This window comes from Burkholderia sp., from assembly GCF_018375725.1.
Lineage (GTDB): Bacteria > Pseudomonadota > Gammaproteobacteria > Burkholderiales > Burkholderiaceae > Burkholderia.
In genome coordinates this window covers 1-7,754 of sequence record NZ_JAHACR010000205.1, presented here as the reverse complement: position 1 = coordinate 7,754, position 7,754 = coordinate 1, and the positions used below count along the sequence as shown (strand labels likewise).

At 66.2% G+C, this 7,754-nt stretch carries 7 protein-coding genes and 1 pseudogene; 6 read left to right on the top strand and 2 right to left on the bottom strand.

The features are described from left to right. The 5 genes and pseudogenes from KH616_RS18210 to KH616_RS18190 form a co-directional block, all read left to right on the top strand. The coding region (locus tag KH616_RS18210) for an ABC transporter permease subunit (RefSeq protein WP_292249045.1) at positions 1-461 on the top strand (461 nt) is incomplete at its 5' end. Positions 462-517: 56 nt separating this feature from the next. Beyond that, positions 518-1,363, top strand: a complete 846-nt coding sequence (locus KH616_RS18205; protein ID WP_292249043.1) for a hypothetical protein — start codon at positions 518-520, stop codon at positions 1,361-1,363. Further along, positions 1,360-2,571, top strand: coding sequence for an acyl-CoA dehydrogenase family protein (locus tag KH616_RS18200; protein WP_292249041.1), 1,212 nt, complete (start codon positions 1,360-1,362; stop codon positions 2,569-2,571). Before KH616_RS18205 ends, KH616_RS18200 begins: the two co-directional genes overlap by 4 nt. 237 nt (positions 2,572-2,808) lie before the next feature. Further along, positions 2,809-3,066: pseudogene (locus KH616_RS18195) on the top strand (RbsD/FucU domain-containing protein); the annotation flags it as partial. Between the two features lie 162 nt (positions 3,067-3,228). Next, positions 3,229-3,663, top strand: coding sequence for a DoxX family protein (locus tag KH616_RS18190; RefSeq protein WP_292249039.1), 435 nt, complete (start codon positions 3,229-3,231; stop codon positions 3,661-3,663). 162 nt (positions 3,664-3,825) lie between these two features. Here KH616_RS18190 and KH616_RS18185 read toward each other — a convergent pair whose 3' ends face one another. Then, positions 3,826-5,118: an MFS transporter gene (locus KH616_RS18185; RefSeq protein ID WP_292249037.1), complete on the bottom strand. Its 1,293-nt coding sequence runs from the start codon at positions 5,116-5,118 to the stop codon at positions 3,826-3,828. A gap of 284 nt (positions 5,119-5,402) precedes the next feature. Next, positions 5,403-6,539 (bottom strand): branched-chain amino acid ABC transporter substrate-binding protein, encoded by a 1,137-nt coding sequence (locus KH616_RS18180; protein ID WP_292249035.1) that lies wholly within the window; start codon positions 6,537-6,539, stop codon positions 5,403-5,405. 551 nt (positions 6,540-7,090) lie between these two features. On the opposite strand from KH616_RS18180, the gene KH616_RS18175 reads away from it, so the two are divergent. Then, on the top strand, positions 7,091-7,754 hold a 664-nt coding region (locus tag KH616_RS18175), incomplete at its 3' end, for an AraC family transcriptional regulator (protein WP_292249033.1).

Below are 7,754 nucleotides of genomic sequence, written 5' to 3'. Positions count from 1 at the left end.
CGCCGTTCATCATCCTGCTCGTCGCGCTGTTGTCGTTCACGCGGCTGCTCATCGGCACGACGATCGGGGTCTGGGCGGCAGTCGTACCGCTGTCGATCGCCGCGATCCCGTTCTTCGCGCGGATCGCCGAAGTCAGCCTGCGCGAAGTGGACCGCGGCCTGATCGAAGCCGCGCTCGCGATGGGCGCGAAGCGCCGTCACATCGTCTGGCACGTGCTGCTGCCGGAAGCGCTGCCCGGCATGCTCGGCGGTTTCACGATCACCGTGGTCGCGCTGATCGGCTCGACCGCGATGGCGGGGGCGGTCGGTGCGGGCGGCCTTGGCGATCTCGCGATCCGCTACGGCTACCAGCGCTTCGACACGACCGTGATGGCCACCGTGATCGTGATCCTGATCGCGCTCGTCTCGACCGTGCAAATCACGGGCGATCGTCTGGCCCGACGTGTGGCCCGGCGTGCATGAGCAAGTGTCACGACCGCCCATTTTTCCCTTCAACGATCCTGAAAGACCCAAACACTATGACACGACCCATCGGCGCACCCCGCGAATGGAATGCGCAATTCGAGGAGAAACTGTTCCTGGAGACGGCGCGTCGCCACCGTCCCGGCTTCCCGGACAAACTCGCCGTTCCGCCGCGCGAGCCGCAAACCGCCGCGGAGCGGGCGGCCGTTGCCGACTACTACACGAAGATGGCGTCGCACGATCTGTTCATCGTGCAGGTCGTCGCGAAGGCGATCGACACGTTGTTTCGCGACGATCCGCATTTTCAACTGATCCTGTCGCGCCAGCTCGGCGACGACGGCGCGCATGCGGTGATCGCCCGCGAACGCGTGACCGAGCTGACCGGACGCGATCCGCTGCCGGAGATCGGGCGGCTCGTCGAAGCGCACTGGGCACGCATCGGCGATATCGCCATGCGCGACGTCGCGGGTTTTCTCGCCTTCGAATGGCATTACGAGCTGCACATCCTCGCGAAGCTGTGGATCCAGCGTAAAACGGGCCGTGTCGCCGACGGCGCGATGCGCGAGCACGGCGAGAACCGTATTCGTCCCGACGAGGAGTGGCATCGCGTGCAGATCGTCCAGTGGTGGTTCGAGACACTCGCGGCGCTGCCGCCCGCGGCGCGCGACGCGCTGATCGACCGCGTGATCGAGGCCGACGATGAAATGCAGATTCGCCTCGACGGGTATCTGCACGACGAGTACGCGCACACCGCGCACGTATTCGACGCGGATATCGCCGCCTATCGGTCGATTTACGACGACTGGCGGCGCGAGATCCTGGCGCGCTTGACCGGACGCCCCGAGCTCGGCGTGCTGGTGCCGCTGAGTGCGGAATCCGTCGGACAGGAAGCGGTCGCATGAACGATCCGCGTGGCCCGGCGGCGCTCGCCCGTCAAACGGATAGCGAGGCGATCGATGCGAATGCGTTGACGCGCCTGATCGACGCATTGCGCGGCACTGCGGCCGCGCGCGATCGTGCGGGCGGTCACGCGGCGCGCGAAAAGCAATGGATCGCGGATGCGGGCTTGCTGACGCTCGCCGTGCCGCGTGCCTACGGCGGCCAGGAAGCCAGCTGGCCCGCGATCTACGGGGTGATCCGGCAGATCGCGCGGGTCGACAGCGCGCTCGCGCATCTGCTCGGCTTCCAATGCCTGCAGGTCGTCAGCGTGGACGTCTGGGGGGATGCCGCGCAGCGCGAGCGCTATTTGCGCGGCACGGTCGAGCATCGCTGGTGGTGGGGCAATGCGGTCAATCCGCTCGATACGCGCCTTGTCGCCACCGCGACGCCGGACGGCGGCTACCGGCTCGACGGCGTCAAAGGCTTTTGCTCCGGCACGCGCGGTTCGCAGCGGATGACCGTATCCGCGCACGACTGCGCGACCGGCAAGCCGGTGTTCGGCGTCGTGCCGACCGCGCGCGCGGGCATCACGGTCAATGAGGACTGGGATCCGATCGGCCAGCGGCAGACCGACAGCGGCAGCGTGTCGTTCGACGGCGTGACGCTGGCCGCGGATGACGTGCTGCATCGCTCGGAAACGCCGCCGACGCCGCGCGCGACGTTGCGCACGCTCGTGTCGCAGCTCGTGCTGACGAACCTGTTCGTCGGGCTGGCCGAAGGCGCGCTCGAAGAAGCGCGCGGCTACGTGCTGGATCACGGGCGGCCTTGGGTGCACGCCGGCGTCGAGCGGGCGAGCGACGATCCCTATACGTTGCAGCGGTTCGGCGAGATGCGTGTGCAGGCGGTCGCGGCCGCCGCGCTCGCCGATCGCGCGGCCGAGGCGCTGCAGCAGGCATGGACGCAGCGCGATGCGCTGACGGCGGCGGCGCGCGCCCGGGCGGCGCTGGCGGTCTCGGAAGCGAAGATCGTCGCGCAGCGCGCGGCGCTCGACGCGGGTGAGGCGCTGTTCGACACATGCGGCGCGCGTGCGACGGCGGCGTCGCTCGGGCTCGACCGGTTCTGGCGGAATGCACGCACGCATACGCTGCACGATCCGCTCGATTACCGGTTGCGGGATGTCGGGCGGTTTGCGCTCACGGGGGCGTTGCCGGAGGCGTCGCTTTATACGTGAAACGATCGCTCGGGTTGTCCCCTCTGATGCGGGTGACCACCGCACACGTCGCTGGCGGCCCGTCCATGCAACGCGGGCATGAATCGTCATCGCGGCAACACGTGCGCGCCGGATCCTCCGAAATCGATGGCAGGTCTTTCCGTCGATCTGCCCGTCGCTACCTCGCAGTCCGCTCGGATCGAACACACTGGAAGGCCGGGATCATGTAACGTGACGCAGTCCGTTCATGATCCCGGAGTCGACACGCCCGCGCGGCGCACGGAAGTCGTCGGCGATCCCGATCTGCTGCCGGCCGTGCAGCGCGAGGTGCAAGCCGAGGTCGATCATGCGGAGGGGCGCGAGGTGCCGTTGCAGGGCATCGATCGTTTCGCGTTCTATGCGCGTGCACGGCAGGCCTACGCGATGATCGTCACGGGCGACCTGCGCGACTACGGGTGCTGCATCTTCAAGAAGGGCGTACTGCTGAGCGATGCGGATAGCGCGTCGCCCCGCTGACCCGCGCGGCGGCCGCGGCGCCGTGTAAAGATTTGCTACAACCTTTTGCTTGGACGCGACGGAAAGAGTCTCTATTCTGGCCCATTTGCCAGGGTCGACGACCCTGCGAGCCGCGCGGGCTGCGCGCCGGGCGGCTCGCCGAACTGCAACGAGGAGAAAGGCATGACGCGTTCCGTCGATTCCGGCGTGATTTTCCTGGCGCGATTGGCGCTGGCCGCGCTGTTTCTGTGGGGCGGCGTGATGAAACTGCTGGGCTATGGCGATTTCGTCGGCTATCTGCGGGGCATGAACGTGCCGTTTCCGCAATTCGTCGCGCCGGCCGTCGTCGCGATCGAGGCGCTGGGCGCGCTGCTGCTGATCGTCGGCTACAAGGTGAAGCCGCTCGCGCTGCTGATGGCCGTCTACACGATCGCGACCGCGATGATCGGCCACAATTTCTGGGATGCGACGAACCCCGCTGTTCAGCACGAGATGGTGATCCATTTCTGGAAGAATGTCGCGATTGCCGGCGGTTTCCTGCTGCTGTTCGTGACGGGCGCGGGCGGCGCGAGCATCGACGGCTTGCGGCGCCCGACCTCGTATGGCGGCCTGCGCTGAGCCGCGCCTGCCGCGGGCCTTGCGCGGCGACACCGGCATCGCACTGCGATGCGGGCGATCGGTGGTGCCGCCGCGGTAGGGATCACGTCCCGGTTCCGTGTCTTTCTCGCCGGGCCATGACATGCCGATCGGTTCGATCGGCGGATGACACCTGATGCGCGTTCAGCGCGCGTCCTTCGCGAATTGCGCGACGATCGCGCCAAGCACGCAGATCGCGGCCACATAGACCACCGGCGCGAGCGGATTCGACTTCATCATCAGCGACACGATCACCGGCGTCAGGCCGCCGAAGATCGCGTAGGCGACGTTGTACGAGAACGAAATACCGGAGAAGCGCACGACAGCCGGGAAGCTCTTGACCATCACATACGGCACGGCACCGATCGTGCCGACCATGAAGCCCACGATGCCATAGAAGAGCGGCAGCGTCGACGCATCGGCGGCGACTCGCGCGAACAGCAGGTAATAGCATGCGGCCAGCACGAGCGCGCCGATGCCGAGCACGCGCTTGGCGCCGATCCGTCCAGCGAGCGAACCTGCGCAGATGCAGCCTGCCGTCAGGCACAGCGTGGCGATGCTGTTCGCGAACAGCGTCGTCGCGGGCGACAGATGGAACTGCTTTTGCAGCAGCGCGGGCGTCATCAGGATCACCACGACGATCGCGGCGGACAGCATCCACGTCAGCAGCATCGACACGATCACCGCGCGGCCGTGATCGCGCAGCACCGCCTTCAGCGGGACTTCGGCCGCGAGCGCCTTGCGCGCCTTCATTTCCGCGAACACGGGCGTTTCGTGGAGCCAGCGGCGCAGATAGACCGAAAACAGCCCGAACACGCCGCCGAGCAGGAACGGGATGCGCCACGCGAACGCGGTGACTTCCGCGGTCGAGTAATGGCTGTTGATGGCGGTCGCGACGAGCGAGCCGAGCAGGATGCCGGCGGTGAGGCCGGAGGTCAGCGTGCCGCACGCATAGCCGATGTGGCGCGCCGGCACGTGCTCGGAAACGAACACCCAGGCGCCCGGCACTTCGCCGCCGACCGCGGCGCCCTGCAGGATGCGAAACAGCAGCAGCAGGACAGGCGCGAGGAGACCGATCGTGTCGTAGGTCGGCAGGAGACCCATCAGCAGCGTCGGAACGGACATCATCAGCACGCTCAGCGTAAACATCCGTTTGCGGCCGAACAGATCGCCGAAGTGCGCCATGATGACGCCGCCGAGCGGACGCGCGAGATAGCCGGCCGCGAAAATGCCGTAGGTCTGCAGCAGGCGCAGCCAGTCGGGAATATCGTGCGGGAAGAACAGCTGCCCGATCGCCGGCGCGAAAAACACGAAGATGATGAAGTCGTAGAACTCGAGTGCGCCGCCGAGTGCGGCGAGGCTGAGGGTCTTGTAGTCGCTGCGCGTCAATGCGCGTGTTGCGGCGCGCGGGACGCCGTTCAATTCGGAAGCTTGCATGGTCAGGACGATCAGTTTTCGAGTGTTGTTTTCAGTACTGCGTGGGTAACACGGAGTGCATCGTCGAAGAGGTGTGCTGAGCGCCGGATAGAGCACCGAACACGCACCGCATGACCCGGGTCGGGCAGGCGGCGACGAGCGGTCAAACAGGTTTCGGGAGATTCTACAGGAGCGCAAAATGCGCAACGACAGGCGCGAGCCGAGGAAGCATTCGGGCGGGGAAAAGGGCACGCGGCGCACGGAACGGTATGCCGTCCCGGCGCCGCGTGTGCGTCGTGGCCGCGTCAGTTGCCGGCGATCGTGTCGACCGGCTTGAACGCGCCGCGCTCGACCTTGTAGATGGTCACCGGCGCGTCTTTCAGGTCGCCCTTGCTGTCGTAGGCAATCCTGTCGGCCGATACGCCCTTGACCGACACCTTGCCGAGATACGGCGTGTACACCTTCGGATCGGTCGAGTTGGCGTTCTTCATCGCGGTCAGCAGCGCGATCGTCCCGTCGTACGCGTAGGGCGAGTACGTGATCACGTCTTCATTGAAGCGCGCCTTGTAGCGCGCCGCATAACCGGCGAAGCCGGGCATCTTTTCCTTCGGCAGGCCGCCCATGTAGACGATCGCGCCTTCGGCCGCGTCGCCGCCGACCTTCAGGAACGTCGGCGAGCGCGACATCTCGCCGGTAATGAACGCAGCCTTGAGGCCGAGCTGGCGCATCTTGCGGATCATCGGCGACGACTGGGCGTCGCCGCCGCCGTAGAAGATCGCGTCCGGATTGATGCCCTTGAGATTGGTCAGGATCGCGGAGAAGTCGAGCGCCTTGTCGCTCGTGAAGTCGCGCTTGATAATCGTGCCGCCCGCCGCCTGCACGGCTTTCGCGAATTCGTCGGCGATGCCCTGACCATACGCGGTGCGGTCGTCGATGATCGCGATGCGCTTGAAGTGCAGGTTCTTCACCGCATACGTGCCGACAATGCGGCCCGCTTGCGCGTCGCTCGTCAGCAGCCGGTACGTCGTCTTGTAGCCGCGCGCGGTGTATTGCGGCGATGTCGCCATCGAGATCTGCGGCAGCCCGGCGCGATCGTACAGGTCGGATGCGGGGATGCTGGTGCCCGAGTTGAAATGGCCGACGACGCCGCGGACGTTGTTGTCGATCAGGCGCTGCGCGACGGTCGTGCCGGTGCGCGGGTCGGCCTGGTCGTCCTGCGAGTCGAGTTCGAACGTGACCGGCTTGCCGCCAATCGCCGGATGCGTTGCGTTGAAGTCGGCGATCGCCAGTTGCACGCCCTTTTGCATGTCCGAACCATAGTTCGACTGCGGACCTGTGAGCGGCGCGGCGAAGCCGATCCTGACAACGTCCGCGGCGATGGCGTGGGTGCCTGACAGTGCGCAGGCGACGGCCAGCGCGACGTGCGATACATTCAGCTTCACTTTCACTTCCCCTTGATGGCATGGTTGGGCCGTTGCCGGACAGCTGGCCGGCCGGCGGCAAGCCGGGCGAGACGTCGCGGCGGCGGGCCGCGCCGGCCGCTGCAGCGATGTGCGGCAGACGGCCGGACTGCTTGCGCCGGGCATCGCGCGCTTCGTCCACGCTGTGCCGAAATCAGCATTCAATGTGGCGATTGCGGCACGCATTGCGCGTTGCATATCGGGTGGGGCCGTGAGTCGTCTCGTGACCGTGATATGAAGTCTATTGAGCGAAAATGCGGGCGTCTTGCGTGTTCGATGCGTGGCCGGCGACGATTTCGGCATATCGGCGCTAACCCTGATATATGCCGAAATCGTCATTCCGCATGCTCAATCGCGACAAGACGCGATGTCGCACGGTTTCTACGATGGCGAACGGCGCACGTCCGGATGCCGCGCGGATCGTACTTCCCGATGCGCGGGGCGTCGTCCTGTCCTGGCGATGCGGCGCCCTGCGCAGCGGTCGGGCGCTTCTATAATCGACGCCATCAGCCACTCGCTTTGCGGATGCCGGGATGACGCCCCTACTTGCCGTACCGTCCATGAGTTCGTCCGATACCGTGCCGTACCAGCCCGACAACGCCGATCTTGGCGCGATGCTCGCACACTTCCGGATGCTCGAACCCGTGTTCGATGCATTGCCGGATGTCGCGTTTTTCGTGAAGGATGCAAACGGCCGCTATGCGCTTGTCAATCGCACGCTGGCGATGCGCTGCGGCTACAAGGAAAAGCGCGACCTGCTCGGCAAGACCGCGGACGAGGTGTTCCCGCGTCGCTTCGGCCGCAGCTATTTCGAGCAGGACATGGCGACGATCAACGCCGGCCATCAATTGACCGATCAGCTCGAACTGCATCTGTATCCCGGCCGGCAGCCGGGCTGGTGCCTGACGTGCAAGGAGCCGTTGCGCGATCCGGGCGGGCGCGTCGTCGGCCTCGCGGGCATTTCGCGCGACCTGAAGGCGCATGAAGGTTCGCATCCGGCCTACAGCAGGCTCGCGGATGTGGTCCAGTACATCCAGGATCATTACGTGCAGCCGCTCAACCTGAAGCAGCTCGCGCAGATGGCGGGCATGTCGGTCGCGCAGCTCGAGCGCTACTTCCACAAGGTGTTTCACCTGACGCCGCGTCAGGTGCTGCTGAAGACGCGGCTCGATGCCGCGACCGCGCTGCTCGTGACGC

Excerpts from the sequence above, each read along its gene's own strand:
- KH616_RS18205 (WP_292249043.1), top strand. The coding sequence starts at position 518 with ATGACACGACCCATCGGCGCACCCCGCGAATGGAATGCGCAATTCGAG.
- KH616_RS18200 (WP_292249041.1), top strand. The coding sequence starts at position 1,360 with ATGAACGATCCGCGTGGCCCGGCGGCGCTCGCCCGTCAAACGGATAGC.
- KH616_RS18190 (WP_292249039.1), top strand. The coding sequence starts at position 3,229 with ATGACGCGTTCCGTCGATTCCGGCGTGATTTTCCTGGCGCGATTGGCG.
- KH616_RS18185 (WP_292249037.1), bottom strand. The coding sequence starts at position 5,118 with ATGCAAGCTTCCGAATTGAACGGCGTCCCGCGCGCCGCAACACGCGCA.